Here is a 17,299-nt window from a genome sequence, read left to right as displayed (position 1 = left end):
CATGACCGTCTGCGGACTCCGCTTCATGCGGACAGGCGGCGCAGGATAAATGGAGGAAAAGCATGGCAGAGCAGAATAATAACCAGCAGCAGGACGTCAACCAGCTGCTCAAGGTTCGTTATGATAAGTTACACGAACTGCAGGAGAACGGAAAGGACCCGTTCGTCATTACCAAGTATGACGTGACGAATCACAGCACGGATGTCAAGGAGCATTTTGAGGAGATGGAAGGCAAGGAGGTATCTCTTGCCGGACGTATGATGTTCAAACGTGTCATGGGTAAGGCATCTTTCTGCAATATTCAGGACTTAAAGGGACGTATCCAGATCTATGTAGCGCGCGACAGCATCGGCGAGGAGTCCTACGCGGATTTCAAAAAGTATGATGTCGGCGATATTTTAGGCGTGAAGGGTATCGTTTTTAAGACGAAAACAGGCGAGATTTCCATTCATGCAGCAGAGGTAACACTGCTTTCCAAGAGCTTACAGATTCTGCCGGAGAAGTTCCACGGACTGACGGATACCGATACCAGATATCGTCAGAGATATGTCGATCTCATCATGAATGAGGATGTGAAGGACACATTTGTGAAGCGTTCCAAGGTTATCAGCACGATCCGACGCTATCTGGACGGACAGGGCTTCATGGAGGTTGAGACCCCGATGCTCGTGTCGAATGCGGGCGGTGCGGCTGCAAGACCGTTTGAGACACATTTCAATGCGTTAGACGAGGACTTAAAGCTTCGTATTTCTCTGGAGCTTTACTTAAAGAGACTGATTGTCGGCGGCATGGAGCGTGTCTATGAGATTGGTCGCGTATTCCGTAATGAGGGTCTGGACACCAGACACAATCCGGAGTTCACACTCATGGAGCTGTATCAGGCATATACCGATTACCACGGCATGATGGATCTGACCGAGAACCTTTACCGCTATGTGGCAAAGGAAGTGACCGGTTCCGAGATGCTGACCTACGGGGAGCATACCATGGATCTCTCCAAGCCGTTTGAGCGCATTACCATGGTGGATGCGGTGAAGAAGTATGCAGGCGTCGATTTTAACGAGGTGAAGGATACCGCCGAGGCGAAGAAGCTTGCAGATGAGCATCACATCGAGTACGAGGAGCGTCACGAAAAGGGCGATATCTTAAATCTTTTCTTCGAGGAGTATGTCGAGGAGCACCTGATCCAGCCGACGTTCGTGATGGATCATCCGATCGAGATTTCTCCGCTCACGAAGAAGAAGCCGGAGAACCCGGACTATGTAGAGCGTTTTGAGTTCTTCATGAACGGCTGGGAGATGGCAAATGCTTACTCTGAGCTGAATGATCCGATTGACCAGCGCGCGCGTTTTGCTGCCCAGGAGGAGGCTTTTGCAGCCGGAGATGAGGAAGCGAACCACACCGATGAGGATTTCTTGAATGCACTTTCCATCGGTATGCCGCCGACCGGAGGTATCGGATTCGGAATCGACCGTATGGTCATGATGATGACCAACAGCCCGGCGATCCGCGATGTACTGCTGTTCCCGACAATGAAGTCCTTAGACGCTAAGAAGGGCGAAGGGAAGGCTGAAAAGGCAGTAGAAAATGCTGCTGTGGCAGAGGAAAAGGTTGCAGAAAAGATTGATTTCTCCAACGTAAAAATCGAACCATTGTTTGAAGAAATGATTGATTTCGATACCTTTGCAAAGGCTGATTTCCGTGCAGTAAAGATTCTGGAATGTGAAGCAGTACCGAAGTCAAAGAAGCTTTTAAAGTTCACTCTGGATGACGGAACAGACCGGAAACGCACGATTTTAAGCGGTATTCACGAGTATTACGAGCCAGAAGATCTGATTGGCAAGACAGCGATTGCAATCGTAAATTTGCCTCCGAGAAAGATGATGGGCATTGATTCCGAGGGTATGCTGATTTCAGCAGTACACGAGGAAGATGGACATGAGGGATTAAATCTTCTCATGGTGAATGACCGGATTCCGGCAGGTGCGAAGTTGTACTAAGAATCAGAAAATCCATAGACTTTTATGAGTTTATCGAGTGTTTGACATCAAATTGACATCAAATTTGTGTCATTCGGTGGACTAATATGGACTGAAAAGGGATGTTTTAGAAATCAGAACCTTTCAAAACTTAATAGTTGAATGCTATTAAAAGGACATTTTCCAATAAAACGGAGAGTGTCCTTTTTCTGTTGTTATGGTCAAAACAAAATCAAAATAACACAAGGAGGGTTCTATTATGACAAGTACAGCGTTAGGAGCAGAAACCAAAAAGGAAGAAAAGATTATTTTTATCAGCGATGCACATGAGAAATTCTACTACGAGAAGTTAAAGGAAGTCCGGTATCAGGATGTTTACCACAAGGCACTCTGCTATTGTCTTGGGATCAGCGATGATACCAGAAGAAATGTTTACAGAATTTATGATTTCAAAACAGGATGCGTAATAACAGAGTGTTTACACGAAGGCTGGCAGACCAGTGGAAGTGTGAGAGTGATCAGAATGGCATTCAATCTGTATTGCAATGGAACACCAAGTGTTTCCGATTATGAAGATGCAGAAGAACAGGTGGACGAGTGCAGGCAGTACACGGTGGAGGAAATATTCTGCTGTGCTTATGCACCATATTTCTGGCAGGCAATTCAGATTCGGTATCCGGAATATGCCACATACAACCATAAGCTGTATGCCTTATTGGGAGGAACAGACTAATGTTAAAAGTCAGATTGATGGGAACAAAGAATGATATTAAGTGGTTCGGAAAGATTTTGCAGAGGAATCCGAAAGTGGAAGTAACGGAGTTTTCCGAGATGTATCCGAATAAGGGAACGAAGAAATTTTACAGGGCGTATGTAGAAGTAAAGAAAAGAAACGTAGCAGAAAAATAGCAGAAAACAAAGGAGAATCTATCATGTGTAAAATAATCGCAATCGCAAACCAAAAAGGTGGTGTGGGCAAGACCACCACAACCAGTAATTTAGGCATAGGATTGGCAAAACAGGGCAAGAAAGTCCTGCTGATTGATGCCGATGCACAGGGCAGTCTGACAGACAGTCTTGGCTTCACAGAGCCGGACAAGCTAGAGGAAACACTTGCAACAGCACTTGGCAATATCATCAATGATGAAGATATGGAAGCGGATTATGGTATCCTGAAACACAAAGAGGGAATTGACCTGATGCCGGGAAACATTGAGCTTTCCGGTCTGGAAGTATCACTTGTAAATGTGATGAGCAGAGAGCTTGTGATGCGTTCCTACATAGAGCTGGTAAAGGATAATTATGATTATATTCTGATTGACTGTATGCCCTCTCTCGGCATGATTACTATAAACGCTTTTGCCTGTGCGGACAGTATTCTGATTCCAGTGCAGGCGGCATATCTTCCGGCAAAAGGGTTGCAGCAGCTTATTAAGACCATAGGAAAGGTCAGGAGACAGATTAACCCGAAGCTGATGATTGAGGGGATTCTGCTGACAATGGTGGATGCTCGAACCAATTATGCAAAGGACATTACTGCATTACTGGTGGAGAATTACGGTAGCAAGGTGCGGATATTTGAAAACAGTATTCCCATTTCCGTCCGTGCGGCAGAGATTTCCGCAGAGGGTGTCAGTATCTACGAACATGATCCGAAAGGCAAAGTAGCCGCTGCTTATCAGTCTTTGACGGAGGAGGTGCTTGGGAATGAGTAAAGCAGGAAGTGCCGCAAAGGTAAAATTAAGCAGTTATGATGATTTATTTGGAAATGCAGAAGAAAAGACAGGGAGCGAAGAGCAGATTATCAGAGCCAAGCTCACGGATTTGCATGAGTTTAGAAATCATCCGTTCCGTGTACTGGACGATGAAAAAATGGAAGAAACAACGGAAAGCATCAGTAAGTATGGGGTGCTCGTACCGGGAATTGCAAGACCGAGGGCAGAGGGTGGCTATGAAATCATAGCCGGACACCGCAGAAAACGAGGTTCAGAACGGGCAGGAAAAGAGGATATGCCTGTGATAGTCCGCAATTATACAGACGATGAAGCTACGATTATCATGGTGGATTCCAACATTCAGCGTGAGGACATTCTGCCAAGTGAGAAGGCGAAAGCTTATGCCATGAAATACGAGGCTATGAAGCATCAGGGCAGAAAAGGAAACGGAAATACGCTTGACGAGGTAGGAGAAGCTGTCGGAGAAAGCGGAAAGACGGTGCAACGGTATATCTGGCTTGCAAGGCTGTCCGATGAGCTGCTAGAGTTGGTTGACAGAAAGAAAATCGGTCTGGTACAGGGTGTTGACATTTCCTTTCTGTCGGAAGATGCACAACAGTGGGTGCTGGTAATCCTTGAGGAAAGCGGAGCAAATATTTCCACAGTACAGTCTGCCAAGCTGAAGGAATATGGGAAAAGCGGCGAACTGACGCTGCCGATGGTGCGTCTGATACTGACCGAGGAAAAGCCGAAAGAGAGGAAAGTTACAATCAAGTCTGAAAAAATCAGCCAGTTTTTTTCAGAGGAATACTCCAGCGAAGAGATTGAGGGGATTATCCTGCAATTATTGGAGGAATGGCAGAAGAAACAGTAAAGGGGGTGCGGTAAAATGGGTAAACAGATACAGTTTGATTATTACTATGGGATTGAAGCAGAACAGTTTTCCTTTTATCGTGTTCCTCGGTTGCTGATTAAAGACGAGCGTTTCAAGGGGCTTAGCAGCGATGCCAAGCTCCTGTACGGTCTGATGCTTGACCGTATGTCACTGTCTATGAAAAATGGCTGGTTGGATGAAGAAAACAGAGCCTATATCATTTATACTCTTGATAATGTCATGGAGGATTTGGGATGTGCAAAAGCAACCTGTGTTAAGATTATGAAAGAGTTGGACAGTGATAATGGGATAGGATTGATCGAAAAGAAACGCAGGGGACTTGGAAAACCGGATATTATTTATGTAAAGAATTTTGCCACAATAGGAGAAGCAGAAGAAGAAACGCCTGCAAATGCTGATGTTTCCACAGAAGTTCAGGATTTGAACCTCAAGAGTTCTAAAAGTTATACTTCCAGAAGTTCAGAAACTGAACTTCAAGAGGTTCAAAAAGCAGACTTCCAGAAGTCTAAAAATTTTACTTCAAGAAGTACAATATCTGAACTTGCGGAAGTTCAAAAAGCAGACCCTAATTATACTAACTATAATCATACTAACCAGAGTAATATTGATAGGAATTATATCAATCCTATCAATCAATCCGGCAGTGAGTTGGAAGGGGAGATTGATGTGATGGAAGATGTCAATGCTTACATGGAAATCATCAAAGAGAATATTGAGTACGAACATCACATGAAATATGGCAGATGGCAGGACAAAGGGCTGTATGAGGAATTGTATGAGGTAATCTGCGAGATTGTATGTGTGAAGCATAAGACTGTTAAAATCGGTGGAAATGATTATCCATATGAGCTTGTAAAATCAAAGTTCCTCAAACTGAATAGCTCCCATTTGGAATATGTGATAGGATGTATGCAGGAAACAACTACGAAAATTGCAAATATCAAGGCATATATGGTAACAGCTCTTTATAATGCACCCTCAACGATGAATCATTATTATCAGCAGGAGGTACAGCATGATATGTACGGAGGTGGCTGGAATGAAAAGAATATTGGTTAAAATTGTGCTTCCGGTATCGTTGCTGGCAGTTTGGATGATAACCTGTTATCCGATTTGCAGAAAAGCAGAAGGATTTGATTTTTTCCTGTATTGGGTACTGGTCGGCTGTCCTTATGGGATCAGAAAAATGTGTATGATTCTCATACCAAAAAATTTCGGAATTGCAGGAAGTATAGGAATACTGGCACTGAACTGTATTGTAGGTGGTCTGATTGGCAGTGTGGTTGTAATTCTGAGAATGGTTATGGTGCTGATGGAGATAATAAAGATAATCAGTGATACTTCTGGACACGATGTCCAAAGGTGCAGATGAAAAGCGAAAATGAAAAAGGCATTGTTCATCAATCAGAACAACACCTTTAATTATCATCCGGGACGTATTCCATAATCTCTTCAATCCGGCAGTTAAGTATCTGGCAAAGCCTGTTTAAAATAAGCGTTTTTACAACAAGGTTCTGCCGAAGCCGCTGAAGCTGTGCTTTATCAATGCCATAATCTTTGATAAGCTGGTACTGGCTGATTCCTTTTTCCTTTAGCGTACGCCAAAGCGGATCGTATTTAATCATACTGAAAGCTCCTTTCCACACTTGTATTCTAAGTGCATGAAACATATAATAATATGGTGCGTGTACGCACCATAAAACATACAAGGAGAGTAAAAAAGTTATGGAACATAATGAGTTTAAGGATCAGCTATACGAAGTATTAGATGAAAATGATGTGGCTTTAGGGATTGAGGATATAGATACCTCTGATGCCGCAAATATTTTTACAATAAAAACAAGGGACGGAAGTGTTTTTGAAATAGAAACACGGAAGATTGAATAAGAGGCAGCACGATGCCTCGAAACAGGAGGTTTGCAACTGTGGAGAAAAGTTACATTACAGACATAGAACGGGAACGGTGCAAAAAGGTTGCCGCAGCCTATGCAGAACTGTATGAGCTGGAAAGCATTTTGGTATTGGATGTAGGACGGTACGGTTTTGTGAAGCTGCAATATTACACACCGGAGTATGGATTTAATGATGTTATAACCTATACAGACAGTGAGAGTATGTTTGAGGACTTATGGCAGGAATGGCTTGATACCCGGCTCTATCTCTTCGCAAAGGGAACGCCGATGCTGGAAATGGGATATGAGGAAATCTTCAAATGTCTGCCGGAGGAAAAACAGAAAGAGCTTTTAGAGCAAAAAGCAGTATTTGCAAAAATGGCAGAAATAGAACTGAAATAAAACAGCGTCAGGGCAGTTATGAATTGAAAGATTTGTAGCTGCCCTTTTTTTTTTGCTTTTGGACACGATGTCCAGAAGCGGAAAGGAGCAAAATGGAATCATTACGAGATGTAAAAAGAGTTATGGAACGGGAGATAGAGAAAGGGAGCTGCCCATTACAGTTTGAATATCTGGAATTTGGAGAAAAACCGTTTCAGTTCATAGAATCAGAGGAAAAGCTGAATGAGGTGCTTTCGTATTTGTTGCGGTTGGGGGAATATCGAGGATATACGGAGCATCTTGTAGGAAATAACGTGTATATGGATTTGGATATGTTGTGCCGGAAAATTCAGTTTAAGCGTACCCATTCCCCTGTGGAGCGTAGTGAAATCCAGTGGAAAATACAACGCTATAAAAATAAACTGAAACCGGACTATGCAGGTAAGGTTTGTTTAGAAATAGTGCAGTGCGTTTTCAGTCTGCCGGAAGGAGCAGCGGAGAAGGACCAGATTGTATATGATGGACAGAAAACCTATGCTTTTGCCATGTCAAATAAGTATATTCTGGGACTTTTTACTCATTGTGAAGCCGCAAGAAAATCTGCTGTGGAGGACGGTGTGGAGTTTGTACATCTGCCGGAGAATGAACAGAAAATCGTCAGTCTTGAAAATGTGAGGAATGTGTTGTTTCAGGCATTGCTGCTTGATAATGTTACGGTGGAGAATGGTCTGTTCCATGCACAGATGTGTACGGTTATGCTGTTGAAATAAATGTACCGGAAATATTTGATACAGGCATAAATTTTGTTATAATGGCTTTGAACAGAATTTGTCCGAAAGAGGGATTGTATGAAACCAAATCATCATTCACTGGCATATAAACAGCAGAAACAGCCGAATAAGACCTATAAGGATTTAAAACAGAAGCAGAAGATGAAAATAGCAGACTGGATGTTTCGGGAAACCTGCATTTTCTATAAGGAAAATGGAGAGATACCAAATGAGGAGGTAGCAAAGCAGATTATTGACCGGATTTATGAAAAACTGAAATCTCTTGCAATCTGGGTTCCGTATGAAGAGGTTTACCGAGCATATCTTTTAAAATTGCCACGATATGAGCTTCGTATTGCGGAAAATGGGATACCGGAAGAAAAGCCGCCGAAGGAGAAAAAGGAGGATGTGCCGAAAAAGAAAAAGGGAAGCAGTAATAAGCGGTGTCCGGTATGCGGCAGGAGAATGAAACAGCAGTTTATTGGTTTGCAGCATTGCAAATGTGGAATGAGCTGGAAAAAGGACATCGGCTTTTTTGAGCGAACCGGAGATATGGTGTTTGCCTTGGAGCGGAGAAAAATAGGAAATAAACAAAAACAGTGCCCTGTCATTCGATATAAGGAATAGGGCATGGAAAAACAGAAAACAGCGTCAGGGCAGTTATGAGTCGAAAGATTTGTAGCTGCCCTTTTTTATTGCTTTTGGACACGATGTCCAGAAGCCGGATGGAGGTCAGATGAAATGAAAAAGAGAGAATTTCAGAAAAAAGCAGCCGCAGCGTTATTGGGAAAACTGGCAGATGTTGTGATGGAACTGGAAGAAAATCCAAACATCACAATAACGTCGGAGTATCATAGTAGCTATTTTAAATTGAGAAAGAATTACAATCTGATTCAGATTTCGGTCAAGCAGACAGGAGAGCTGACGTATCAGTTGACGGATATGCTGGGAAACACAGGCAGAAGTCAGATTTATGTACAATATCATGCTGGAGATGATCCGGAACATTTGATAAAGAAGTTTGTTGAGGATTTTGGGCGGCTTTATAAGGATTTTCTTTTAGCGGGAACGCTGCATGATTTTGTTCGTATCCAGTTATCTGTGGATGCAGATACAGAGGAAGCATTAAGGGAGTACGAGGACTGTATCAGAGCAGGCTGCCTGTAAATCAGAATTTTTGGACACGATGTCCAGAAGCGGAAAGGAGAGAACATGAAATATTTACTACATCGGCTGCTTGTTCCGCCCTGAAGGAACAGCAGTAAAAAGGAAAGAAGGAGGTACAGATGCAGGAAGAAGTAACGCAGAAAACAATCGCCCTTGTGATTAAGGCTGCAAAGCTGGATGCCAATATCCTGAAATCTGCCATGAGAATGTATCTGAATCATTGCAGAAAACAGGCACAGAAAACGCATGGGAAAGTGTCGGTTAAGGAACTGGTGGGCGAGGGTGCAGGTGCTTCATCCATTGAAATCACAGATGGCAATATCAAATCCTTTGAGCGGGTAGCTCGTAAATACAATGTTGATTTTGCTGTGAAAAAGGATAAGACCACCGAGCCACCGAAGTATCTGGTATTTTTCAAGGGCAGGGATGCCGATGCTGTGGCACAGGCATTTAAGGAATTTGTTTATGGAAATGAGAAAAAGAACAGTAGGACTTCTGTAAGGCAGAAATTAAAGCATTTCCGGGATGTGGTATCAAAGGATCAGAACAAAGAACGGAGCCGGGAAAAGAATAAGGACAGGGGGCAGAGCCTATGACTAATATCATAGCAGGCATTACCAAAGATTTAAAAGCTGTCCCCAAAAAGCTGAAGGAAAAAGCAAAAAGTGCAGATGTTAAAAAGCTGATACTGCTGAATCTTCCCTATGTGCTTGCCGGGTACTTCTGTAATAAGGCAGCATTTTTATGGAGAGTGGCAGAGGGCAGTAATGCGTCTGACAAGATGATGGTAGTAATGAGCCAAATGGACAGGATGTTTTCCAATCCGTTCCCCAGTTTTTTTCTGAGTGATTTGCTGATTGGAATCGCCGGAGGCGTTGCCTTAAAATTCATTGTTTATTATAAGGCGAAGAATGCCAAGAAATTCCGGCAGGGTGTGGAATACGGTTCTGCACGGTGGGGGAATGCCAAAGATATAGAGCCATATATGGATTCTGTATTTGAAAATAATATTCTTCTGACCGCTACGGAGCGTCTGATGATGTCCGGCAGACCGAAAGAACCGAAGTATGCAAGAAATAAAAATATTCTTGTGATTGGCGGTTCCGGCTCCGGTAAAACAAGATTTTTCGTGAAGCCGAACCTGATGCAGATGCACTCGTCCTATTGCGTCACTGACCCGAAAGGCACAATCTTAGTGGAATGTGGGAAGATGCTGAAGCGGGGCAAGTATAAGATTAAAGTCCTCAACACCATAAACTTTGCAAAATCCATGCATTATAATCCATTTGCTTATCTGCGGAGCGAAAAGGACATTTTGAAACTCGTCAACACAATCATAGTCAACACAAAAGGAGAGGGGCAGCAATCCGGTGAGGACTTTTGGGTCAAAGCAGAAAAACTCTATTATACAGCATTGATTGCATACATCTGGTACGAAGCACCGGAGGAAGAACAGAATTTTGCCATGCTGATTGATATGATTGATGCAAGTGAAGCAAGAGAGGACGATGAAAACTTCAAAAATGCTGTTGATCTGCTCTTTGAGGAGCTGGAGGAAAAAGACCCGAACCATTTTGCTGTAAGGCAGTATAAGAAATATAAGCTTGCGGCAGGTGATATATGCTCTAAGTGACTTCTTAATCATGATTTTGTCATGGTTAGTGAAGCAATCACTTAGAGCATTTTTGTTTCAGGAGGTACAGCCATGAGAAATGAAAAAATTACCCCACTGTACGAGCGCCTGAGCCGGGACGATGAGTTACAGGGCGAGAGCAACTCCATATCCAACCAAAAACAGATGTTAGAGGATTTTGCCCGCCGGAATGGGCTGCCCAACCCTACGCACTTTACCGATGATGGTATCTCAGGCACCCGGTTTGACCGCCCCGGATTTTTGGCGATGATGGAGGAAGTGGAGGCAGGGCGTGTAGAGGCAATCGTCATCAAGGACATGAGCCGGTTGGGGCGTGACTATCTGAAGGTCGGTCAGGTTATGGAGGTTTTGCGGCAGCGAGGCATTCGTCTAATTGCCATCAACGACGGTGTGGACAGTCTGAAAGGCGATGACGATTTTACCCCGTTCCGCAACATTATGAATGAATTTTACGCCCGTGATACCAGCCGGAAAATCCGCTCTGTGTTTAAGTCCAAAGGCATGAGTGGCAAGCACCTGACCGGCACTGTGATTTACGGCTACTTATGGGACGAAAAACGGGAGCATTGGCTGGTAGATGAGGAAGCCGCCGAAGTGGTACGCCGTATATTCTCCCTCACGCTGGAGGGATATGGGCCTTACCAGATCGCCTGCAAATTATCCACAGACCGGATTGAAATTCCTGTCGTACACCTTGCCCGCTTCAACGAGGGTGTGAATCGTTCAAAGCCGGTCAAAGACCCCTATGGATGGGGATCATCTACCATCGTGAACATTTTGAAAAAACGAGAGTATTTAGGGCATACCATCAATTTCAAGACCCGCAAACACTTTAAGGACAAGAAAAGCCACTATGTTTCTGAGGACGAATGGACGATCTTTGAGAATACCCATGAAGCCATTATCGACAAGCAGACCTTTGATTTGACGCAGAAAATCCGCAGCAATGTACGGCGTTATCCAAACGGCTGGGGCGAAGCGGCTCCCCTCACAGGCTTGCTCTATTGTGCCGATTGTGGCGGCAAGATGTATGTCCACCGTACCAACAATGGCAGGCGGATTTCTCAATATACCTGTTCCAATTATACCAAAGTTCCGTGTGGGACACTATGCCCTACACAACACCGTATCAATGAGAGTGCTGTTCTGACATTGGTTTCTGATACGCTCCGGGCTATCGCTGAATATTCCAGAAATGACCGGACGGAATTTATTCACACCGTTCAGGAAACGCAGGTTGCTCAACAGAGTGCCGATATATCGAAAAAGCGCAGGCGTCTGGCTGCTGCTCAAAAGAGAGCCGGAGAACTGGAAAAACTGATTTGCAAAATCTATGAGGACAATGCCCTCGGCAAGCTGCCGGATGCACGATATAGGGCGCTTGATGCACAGTATGCCAAAGAGCAGGACGCACTTGAGATTGAAATTGCGGAGCTGGAAAAGGCTGTTACCGGCTATGAGCAGAGCCAGAAATCCGCAGAGAAATTTATAGCCCTGATTGATAAGTATGAGAATTTTGACACTCTGACAAACACCATGCTCAACGAGTTTGTAGAGAAAATCCTTGTCCACGAACGCGCCCGAAAAGGCAGCCAGGACACCACGCAGGAAATTGAAATCTACTTCAATTTTTTAGGGCGCTATATCCCACCATCCTTACAGCCGGTTCCTTTAACACCGGAGGAGCAGGAAGAACTGCAGAAAAAAGAAGAACGTAAGGACAGGCTTCATCAGAATTATTTGAGGCGGAAAGCCAGCGGCGCACAGAAACAGTATGAGGACAAAATCAAGGCGAAGAAAAAAGCGGAAATGGACGCTAAGAAAGCCCTGATCCGGGCTGAGGATATGAAAAAAGGCGTTTTTTCTACTGTCGGACAGCTGCCAAAAGAAGAACCACGCAAAGGCAGCATAGCAGCCAGCGCAGCAGTCTAATCATCACGAAGCAAAGGAGAATGAATATGAGTAAGTTGACTTACATTCGTTGTGGAGATTATGATATACCCAACCTAAAACTTTCTGAACAGCCGGAAACTTCTATCGGCAAGTACGGCAGAATGCGAAAATCCTACCTAAAGGAACATCGCCCCATTCTCTACAACCATCTGCTGATGAGCGAGAAGCTGTATCCACACCTGTTAGAGATTGAGCGGACAGCACAGGAGCGCGTGGACACCATGTTGCCTCACATGATGGAGACTGCGGGTGTCACGGAAGAACTGAAAGCCTGTGACCCTATGCGTTGGGTGGGGCTGATGAACACATTAACGGCACAGATTGAGGAAATTTTAATCAGGGAACTGATTTGCAGCTGAATGGGAGGTGCGGGAAATGCTGACCTTTGAAAAGATTTTGAAAGTGTTTCAGGCATATCTGGATGATGATCCACTGTATGAGGTGGTTCAGACCAGCCACGGTTATACATTGATGGCATGGGAACCCCACCGGAATGACTGGTACAGCGCAGAAATACAGAAAACCCCGGAGGATTTACGGAACGCTTTGTTGGGTACATACGCCAACTTTCTGGAAGATAAGATTACTGGAAATGACCGTGACCTGACTGTGACAGAAACCGGAGAAATCCAGCAGAGGTGTCGGGAACTTTTGGAAAAGTGCCGGGAACCTTGATATAGAAATGCCAGAAGGAGGCCGCGATTATGCGTCCTCCTTCTGCTTCGCAGTCTGTTCCATTTTGAGCGCCCCGTCTATGGCACCTTCGATAATCGGCAGGTATTCTTCAGGGCAAAGCTTCAGCTTGTGGCTGACCCGTTGCCGCTGTTCGCTTTCTTCTCGCATAATCTCCGGGTTAAAATACCGTTCCACGGGAAGTCCGCAGACCTTAATCAACTGGATCATCACAGGCAGGCTCGGAATCGCACCTTGATTCTCAATGTTGGCAAGATACCGCCATTCAATCCCAACCATTTCTGCCAATGTTTTTCGTGCCAGACGCTTTGCCTCTCGTGCAGCTTTGACATCTGCGCCGAAGGTTTCAAAACCGGGACAATCTTCAACTTTCGCCATATAACATCACCCAGTTACATTGTATAATTCATACTTCACCCGTGGAATGTTGCTATATGCAGGTTGGTTGAAGTTTATAATTCATATCCCGTTTCTTGCATTGTTCGAAAAAGAGAACTATAATGTACTCTGTGGAGGTGCGAAATGGACTATATGACATTGAAAGAGGCCGCCGAAAAGTGGGGCGTGACACCTCGTAGTGCAAATTATTATTGCGCTGGTGGGCGTATCTCCGGCGCTGTGAATATGGCTGGTGTTTGGCTGATCCCAAAGGACGCGGAAAAGCCGACTGATAGACGCAGAAAGGAGTTTCAACATGAATAATGTTTTAATTATCGAAGATGATAAAGAAATTTGCGTTATGATAAAAGACCATCTGGAAAAGTACAATTATCAAGTCTTCTTCACACTTACTGGTGCAAATGCGATTGAACGTATAAAAGAATTATCCCCGGATTTAATTATTTTAGATTTAATGCTTCCTTTTATCAGTGGAGATGAGTTAATTAGAAATATCAGAAAATTTTCAGACGTACCTGTAATTGTTGTTTCTGCAAAAAGTTTAACATTCAACAAAGTCGAACTGCTACGCTTGGGTGCTGATGACTATTTAACAAAGCCGTTTGATTTGGACGAATTACTAGCGCGAATTGAACGCAATTTGCTAAGAAGTCAAAAAGATACTCCCAATCTTTGTTTGACCTTTGGAGAACTTTCCATTAATACATCTTCAAAAATAGTTACTGTTGCAGACGAAATTATTGTGCTTACAGCAAAAGAGTATCAACTTGTAGAACTACTGGCGAAATATCCTGATAAAGTTTTTTCTAAGCAAAATCTTTATGAAAGTATTTGGCAAGAACCATTTGCAAGGGATAATGATGTCATTAACACACATATAAGTAACTTACGAAAAAAATTAAAGGGCGAAGGCTGCCGAATTAAGACCATATGGGGCTTGGGTTACCGATTTGCAAAGTGAGCTTTAGATAATCTTTAGCTTTACCTTTAGATTATTCAAGGAATTGTCTGCGATACTAAATAACAAGAAAGGAGCTGTGAAAATATGAACGTAACAGTTTTTGAAGCTATCAACATCACAAAAAAGTATCGCAATACACTAGCCCTAAATCAAGTATCTATGTCTGTAATGCAAGGAGATATTTATGGGTTTATCGGAGAAAACGGTGCCGGTAAAACAACAATGATTCGTTTACTAACCGGACTGGCGGAACCTACTACTGGCAAAATTGCTTTATTCGGTGAAAGCAATAAGAAACTTGCAAAGCAGCGTGATCGCATTGGCTGTATTATTGAGAGCCCTTCTCTTTATCTTGATATGACAGCCTATGAAAATTTGGAGGTACAACGTTTGCAACGCGGTATTCCAGGAAAAGGTTGCATTGATAATGCTTTAGCATTAGTTGGTTTGAAAGATACCGGAAAGAAAAAAGCAAAAGATTTCTCTTTGGGTATGCGGCAGAGACTAGCTCTCGCAATCGCTTTGCTTGGGAATCCTGAATTTCTCGTACTAGATGAACCAATTAACGGACTAGACCCTACTGGAATTATCGAATTAAGAAACTTACTCAAAAGACTAAATAAAGAACGTGGAATCACTATTTTGATTTCAAGTCACATTCTCACGGAACTTCATCAATTAGCAAATAGATATGGTATCTTACATGAGGGGAAACTTTTACAGGAAATTACCGCTACAGAGTTAGACAAACGCTGCAAAAAGCATTTGTTGTTGCAAGTGAATGATGTAGCTGCTGCTAGTGTTTTATTGGAAAGCAAACTGAATACTTCAAATTTTACTGTTATGCCAGACAAAAGTATTCATCTATATGATTATGTTGAAAATGCCGGAAAAGTATCAGCGTTGCTAAGTGCAAATAACATTACGATTTACCAGTTAGCACAATCTGGAGATAGTCTTGAAACTTATTACACTAATTTGATAGGAGGGTGCCAAAATGATTAACCATTTTAAAGCTGAATTTTATAAATTGCGTCACTCAAAGATATTGATAACTATATTAGGCGTATGTGCGGCGGTTATAATGGTCTCTTTTGCACTTGGTGACATGACTTTTTTTGGAGCCGGAGATGGAACAGAAAGTGTAATCGGATTTCAAGCTAAGTGTTATCTATCTAGTGAAATACCAACGTTTCAAACTGTTGCCCGCTCATCTCTTGCATATACAGCCTTTTTCTGGATTATTGGCATTTTATTTGCAACCATATTTTTTACAAAAGAATATAATACGGGTACAATCAAATTATCTGTTGCATACGGCACTAAACGAACTATTCTCTACTACACCAAAGCGATTACAATATTGGTGGTGTCTCTGATAACGTATCTGATTTTTGTAGCTACATTTTTCGTTATTGAAATCATACAATCCGGTTACATTCCAACTGCGAGTGAAGTAATAAACCTTTTGGGATGGGCTCTTGCTTGCGGAACGGTTTTATTAGCATTAGAAAGCATTTCTATTTTTTTATGTGTCGTTATTCAAAATACAGGGATTGTAACAGGGATTTGCTGCTTATATGTATTCAGTGGAGCGTCTGTTTACTTAATGCTATGGAGTGATATGGAGACGGTTTCAATACCCTTAAAAATTTTTGTATATGGAAATCCTATGTACTATTGGATGAATTTCAGCTCTTGTCGCACAATGGGTATTATTGAGCATTTACCATTCTATTTCATAGGGTGCATTTCTCTTTTGATTGTTGGCGGTCTTATTATGATTAGAAAAGAAATCAAGTAAAAGGGAGGTAGAATATGGGTTGGGCGATTATGTTTCTTGTTCTGATAGCATTGGTCATTATCCTTTCAATTTCTTTAATTAACTGGAAAATACAGATATATAAAGTAATCGTCCAACTAAATGCTATTCTGAATAGAAAAACGAAAAAGTTAGTTACAGTGTCTTTATCTGATAGGCGGTTAGAGCATTTGGTTGAAATCATAAATCAGATTGTATCAAAAGATAATATTTATCTGGGCGAAATTCAAAAAAAGGAGAATGAATTAAAAGAGAATATTTCTTGCCTTTCTCATGATTTACGGACACCACTAACTTCCATTCGCGGATATTTGCAACTTCTATCAAGTGCGCCTGATGAAAAAAGAGCGGAATATATTTCAGCATTATCCGGAAAAGCATTGAGATTAGAACGTCTCATAGATGACTTTTATCAAATCTCTCTTTTAGAAGCAGGACAATATCCATTTTACTATGAAAAGGTTGAGCTATGCTCATTGCTTACTGAAATCCTGCTAGACAATTATTCGATTTTCAGCGTTAATGGAATTGAACCCCAAATAGAAATACCTAATATGGACATCTATCTTAATGCTGACAGAAAGGCGTGTATTCGCATTATACAAAATCTTATATTCAATGCGGTAACATCCACTACAAATAATGTTGTAATTCAACTAATTAATATTGCAGATTCTGTACAACTCTGTATTAAAAATCCTGTTGCATCTATTCCTACAGAAGAATATTCAAAACTGTTGGAACGCTTTTATGTAGCAGATGTTTCAAGAAGTAATGGTACGTCTGGACAAGGACTTTACATTGTGAAAAAGCTATTACTTATGATGAATTGTACAAATCCAATAATTGAAATACATGACCATAATTTTATGATTACGATTGATTTTTCGCCCTTACTCATAAAAAAATAATCTGCCGGACGACGGCAAAAGAAAAAAAGCCGTCGTAAAGCAGATCTATTAACGCGCCTATGCTATCTTCCGGCGGCTTTGAAAAAACAGAGCCGCCGTTTCTTTTT

23 protein-coding genes and 1 pseudogene are annotated in these 17,299 nt (G+C 42.5%); 22 read left to right on the top strand and 2 right to left on the bottom strand.

What is annotated here, in order from left to right; all coding sequences use genetic code 11:
* Positions 1 to 62: 62 nt before the first annotated feature.
* From lysS to RHOM_RS15195, 7 genes are all read left to right on the top strand, one after another.
* Positions 63 to 2,000, top strand: a complete 1,938-nt coding sequence (gene lysS, locus RHOM_RS15220; RefSeq protein ID WP_014081160.1) for a lysine--tRNA ligase — start codon at positions 63 to 65, stop codon at positions 1,998 to 2,000.
* 238 nt (positions 2,001 to 2,238) lie between these two features.
* A complete protein-coding gene (locus tag RHOM_RS15215) occupies positions 2,239 to 2,712 on the top strand; it encodes a DUF6075 family protein (RefSeq protein ID WP_002596299.1) in 474 nt (157 codons plus the stop codon).
* Positions 2,712 to 2,888 (top strand): hypothetical protein, encoded by a 177-nt coding sequence (locus tag RHOM_RS17765; protein WP_002596300.1) that lies wholly within the window; start codon positions 2,712 to 2,714, stop codon positions 2,886 to 2,888. The genes RHOM_RS15215 and RHOM_RS17765 overlap by 1 nt, the downstream gene beginning before the upstream one ends.
* A 23-nt stretch (positions 2,889 to 2,911) precedes the next feature.
* Positions 2,912 to 3,694 (top strand): ParA family protein, encoded by a 783-nt coding sequence (locus RHOM_RS15210; protein ID WP_002596301.1) that lies wholly within the window; start codon positions 2,912 to 2,914, stop codon positions 3,692 to 3,694.
* On the top strand, positions 3,687 to 4,568 hold the full coding sequence (locus RHOM_RS15205) for a ParB/RepB/Spo0J family partition protein (protein ID WP_014081159.1): 882 nt from the start codon (positions 3,687 to 3,689) through the stop codon (positions 4,566 to 4,568). The genes RHOM_RS15210 and RHOM_RS15205 overlap by 8 nt, the downstream gene beginning before the upstream one ends.
* 15 nt (positions 4,569 to 4,583) lie before the next feature.
* Positions 4,584 to 5,648, top strand: coding sequence for a DUF6017 domain-containing protein (locus tag RHOM_RS15200; protein ID WP_014081158.1), 1,065 nt, complete (start codon positions 4,584 to 4,586; stop codon positions 5,646 to 5,648).
* Complete coding sequence (locus tag RHOM_RS15195; protein WP_014081157.1) at positions 5,629 to 5,961, top strand: DUF6050 family protein; 333 nt, start codon at positions 5,629 to 5,631, stop codon at positions 5,959 to 5,961. Before RHOM_RS15200 ends, RHOM_RS15195 begins: the two co-directional genes overlap by 20 nt.
* Before the next feature lie 46 nt (positions 5,962 to 6,007).
* Here the strand turns inward: RHOM_RS15195 and RHOM_RS15190 are convergent, their stop codons facing one another.
* Complete coding sequence (locus RHOM_RS15190) at positions 6,008 to 6,214, bottom strand: helix-turn-helix domain-containing protein (protein ID WP_002596305.1); 207 nt, start codon at positions 6,212 to 6,214, stop codon at positions 6,008 to 6,010.
* A 100-nt stretch (positions 6,215 to 6,314) separates the two neighbouring features.
* On the opposite strand from RHOM_RS15190, the gene RHOM_RS17760 reads away from it, so the two are divergent.
* The 10 genes and pseudogenes from RHOM_RS17760 to RHOM_RS15145 all read left to right on the top strand — a co-directional run bounded on the left by RHOM_RS17760 (position 6,315) and on the right by RHOM_RS15145 (position 13,081).
* Positions 6,315 to 6,476, top strand: a complete 162-nt coding sequence (locus RHOM_RS17760) for a hypothetical protein (protein WP_002596306.1) — start codon at positions 6,315 to 6,317, stop codon at positions 6,474 to 6,476.
* Between the two features lie 38 nt (positions 6,477 to 6,514).
* Positions 6,515 to 6,883, top strand: coding sequence for a hypothetical protein (locus tag RHOM_RS15185; RefSeq protein ID WP_014081156.1), 369 nt, complete (start codon positions 6,515 to 6,517; stop codon positions 6,881 to 6,883).
* A 92-nt stretch (positions 6,884 to 6,975) separates the two neighbouring features.
* On the top strand, positions 6,976 to 7,632 hold the full coding sequence (locus tag RHOM_RS15180; protein ID WP_044024707.1) for a hypothetical protein: 657 nt from the start codon (positions 6,976 to 6,978) through the stop codon (positions 7,630 to 7,632).
* Between the two features lie 78 nt (positions 7,633 to 7,710).
* On the top strand, positions 7,711 to 8,259 hold the full coding sequence (locus tag RHOM_RS15175) for a hypothetical protein (protein WP_002596309.1): 549 nt from the start codon (positions 7,711 to 7,713) through the stop codon (positions 8,257 to 8,259).
* Positions 8,260 to 8,373: 114 nt separating this feature from the next.
* A complete protein-coding gene (locus RHOM_RS15170) occupies positions 8,374 to 8,799 on the top strand; it encodes a hypothetical protein (protein WP_002596310.1) in 426 nt (141 codons plus the stop codon).
* A 119-nt stretch (positions 8,800 to 8,918) separates the two neighbouring features.
* Entirely contained in the window at positions 8,919 to 9,395 is a 477-nt protein-coding gene (locus RHOM_RS15165) for a PcfB family protein (RefSeq protein ID WP_002596311.1), read from the top strand.
* A pseudogene (locus tag RHOM_RS18060) lies at positions 9,392 to 10,414 on the top strand (type IV secretory system conjugative DNA transfer family protein); the annotation flags it as partial. The gene RHOM_RS15165 and the pseudogene RHOM_RS18060, both read left to right, overlap by 4 nt.
* 90 nt (positions 10,415 to 10,504) lie before the next feature.
* The gene (locus tag RHOM_RS18055) at positions 10,505 to 12,385 is read left to right on the top strand and encodes a recombinase family protein (RefSeq protein WP_014081154.1); all 1,881 of its coding nucleotides are present in this window, start codon (positions 10,505 to 10,507) and stop codon (positions 12,383 to 12,385) included.
* 26 nt (positions 12,386 to 12,411) lie between these two features.
* On the top strand, positions 12,412 to 12,765 hold the full coding sequence (locus tag RHOM_RS15150) for a TnpV protein (RefSeq protein ID WP_014081153.1): 354 nt from the start codon (positions 12,412 to 12,414) through the stop codon (positions 12,763 to 12,765).
* 16 nt (positions 12,766 to 12,781) lie between these two features.
* Positions 12,782 to 13,081: a hypothetical protein gene (locus RHOM_RS15145; RefSeq protein ID WP_004612693.1), complete on the top strand. Its 300-nt coding sequence runs from the start codon at positions 12,782 to 12,784 to the stop codon at positions 13,079 to 13,081.
* A gap of 27 nt (positions 13,082 to 13,108) precedes the next feature.
* Here the strand turns inward: RHOM_RS15145 and RHOM_RS15140 are convergent, their stop codons facing one another.
* Entirely contained in the window at positions 13,109 to 13,477 is a 369-nt protein-coding gene (locus RHOM_RS15140; RefSeq protein ID WP_005933665.1) for a helix-turn-helix transcriptional regulator, read from the bottom strand.
* A 144-nt stretch (positions 13,478 to 13,621) separates the two neighbouring features.
* Here RHOM_RS15140 and RHOM_RS15135 point away from each other — a divergent pair, with 144 nt between their 5' ends.
* The 5 genes from RHOM_RS15135 (at position 13,622) to RHOM_RS15115 (ending at position 17,192) form a co-directional block, all read left to right on the top strand.
* Positions 13,622 to 13,801, top strand: a complete 180-nt coding sequence (locus RHOM_RS15135) for a DNA-binding protein (RefSeq protein WP_014081152.1) — start codon at positions 13,622 to 13,624, stop codon at positions 13,799 to 13,801.
* Positions 13,794 to 14,459 (top strand): response regulator transcription factor, encoded by a 666-nt coding sequence (locus tag RHOM_RS15130; RefSeq protein WP_014081151.1) that lies wholly within the window; start codon positions 13,794 to 13,796, stop codon positions 14,457 to 14,459. Before RHOM_RS15135 ends, RHOM_RS15130 begins: the two co-directional genes overlap by 8 nt.
* Positions 14,460 to 14,543: 84 nt before the next feature.
* A complete protein-coding gene (locus RHOM_RS15125) occupies positions 14,544 to 15,464 on the top strand; it encodes an ATP-binding cassette domain-containing protein (protein ID WP_014081150.1) in 921 nt (306 codons plus the stop codon).
* Positions 15,457 to 16,263, top strand: coding sequence for an ABC transporter permease (locus tag RHOM_RS15120; protein ID WP_014081149.1), 807 nt, complete (start codon positions 15,457 to 15,459; stop codon positions 16,261 to 16,263). The genes RHOM_RS15125 and RHOM_RS15120 overlap by 8 nt, the downstream gene beginning before the upstream one ends.
* Before the next feature lie 14 nt (positions 16,264 to 16,277).
* Positions 16,278 to 17,192 (top strand): sensor histidine kinase, encoded by a 915-nt coding sequence (locus RHOM_RS15115; RefSeq protein ID WP_014081148.1) that lies wholly within the window; start codon positions 16,278 to 16,280, stop codon positions 17,190 to 17,192.
* The last annotated feature ends 107 nt before the right edge of the window (positions 17,193 to 17,299 follow it).

The sequence above is a fragment of the Roseburia hominis A2-183 genome, assembly GCF_000225345.1.
GTDB classification, from domain to species: Bacteria; Bacillota; Clostridia; order Lachnospirales; family Lachnospiraceae; genus Roseburia; species Roseburia hominis.
Note: the sequence above shows the minus strand (reverse complement) of the source record. Positions and strands in the feature narration are given on the sequence as shown.

Excerpts from the sequence above, each read along its gene's own strand:
- lysS (WP_014081160.1), top strand. The coding sequence starts at position 63 with ATGGCAGAGCAGAATAATAACCAGCAGCAGGACGTCAACCAGCTGCTC.
- RHOM_RS15200 (WP_014081158.1), top strand. The coding sequence starts at position 4,584 with ATGGGTAAACAGATACAGTTTGATTATTACTATGGGATTGAAGCAGAA.
- RHOM_RS15165 (WP_002596311.1), top strand. The coding sequence starts at position 8,919 with ATGCAGGAAGAAGTAACGCAGAAAACAATCGCCCTTGTGATTAAGGCT.
- RHOM_RS15125 (WP_014081150.1), top strand. The coding sequence starts at position 14,544 with ATGAACGTAACAGTTTTTGAAGCTATCAACATCACAAAAAAGTATCGC.
- RHOM_RS15195 (WP_014081157.1), top strand. The coding sequence starts at position 5,629 with ATGAAAAGAATATTGGTTAAAATTGTGCTTCCGGTATCGTTGCTGGCA.
- RHOM_RS15130 (WP_014081151.1), top strand. The coding sequence starts at position 13,794 with ATGAATAATGTTTTAATTATCGAAGATGATAAAGAAATTTGCGTTATG.
- RHOM_RS17765 (WP_002596300.1), top strand. The coding sequence starts at position 2,712 with ATGTTAAAAGTCAGATTGATGGGAACAAAGAATGATATTAAGTGGTTC.
- RHOM_RS15150 (WP_014081153.1), top strand. The coding sequence starts at position 12,412 with ATGAGTAAGTTGACTTACATTCGTTGTGGAGATTATGATATACCCAAC.
- RHOM_RS15145 (WP_004612693.1), top strand. The coding sequence starts at position 12,782 with ATGCTGACCTTTGAAAAGATTTTGAAAGTGTTTCAGGCATATCTGGAT.
- RHOM_RS15205 (WP_014081159.1), top strand. The coding sequence starts at position 3,687 with ATGAGTAAAGCAGGAAGTGCCGCAAAGGTAAAATTAAGCAGTTATGAT.
- RHOM_RS15190 (WP_002596305.1), bottom strand. The coding sequence starts at position 6,214 with ATGATTAAATACGATCCGCTTTGGCGTACGCTAAAGGAAAAAGGAATC.
- RHOM_RS15135 (WP_014081152.1), top strand. The coding sequence starts at position 13,622 with ATGGACTATATGACATTGAAAGAGGCCGCCGAAAAGTGGGGCGTGACA.
- RHOM_RS15210 (WP_002596301.1), top strand. The coding sequence starts at position 2,912 with ATGTGTAAAATAATCGCAATCGCAAACCAAAAAGGTGGTGTGGGCAAG.
- RHOM_RS15180 (WP_044024707.1), top strand. The coding sequence starts at position 6,976 with ATGGAATCATTACGAGATGTAAAAAGAGTTATGGAACGGGAGATAGAG.
- RHOM_RS15140 (WP_005933665.1), bottom strand. The coding sequence starts at position 13,477 with ATGGCGAAAGTTGAAGATTGTCCCGGTTTTGAAACCTTCGGCGCAGAT.
- RHOM_RS15115 (WP_014081148.1), top strand. The coding sequence starts at position 16,278 with ATGGGTTGGGCGATTATGTTTCTTGTTCTGATAGCATTGGTCATTATC.
- RHOM_RS17760 (WP_002596306.1), top strand. The coding sequence starts at position 6,315 with ATGGAACATAATGAGTTTAAGGATCAGCTATACGAAGTATTAGATGAA.
- RHOM_RS15215 (WP_002596299.1), top strand. The coding sequence starts at position 2,239 with ATGACAAGTACAGCGTTAGGAGCAGAAACCAAAAAGGAAGAAAAGATT.
- RHOM_RS18055 (WP_014081154.1), top strand. The coding sequence starts at position 10,505 with ATGAGAAATGAAAAAATTACCCCACTGTACGAGCGCCTGAGCCGGGAC.
- RHOM_RS15175 (WP_002596309.1), top strand. The coding sequence starts at position 7,711 with ATGAAACCAAATCATCATTCACTGGCATATAAACAGCAGAAACAGCCG.
- RHOM_RS15170 (WP_002596310.1), top strand. The coding sequence starts at position 8,374 with ATGAAAAAGAGAGAATTTCAGAAAAAAGCAGCCGCAGCGTTATTGGGA.
- RHOM_RS15120 (WP_014081149.1), top strand. The coding sequence starts at position 15,457 with ATGATTAACCATTTTAAAGCTGAATTTTATAAATTGCGTCACTCAAAG.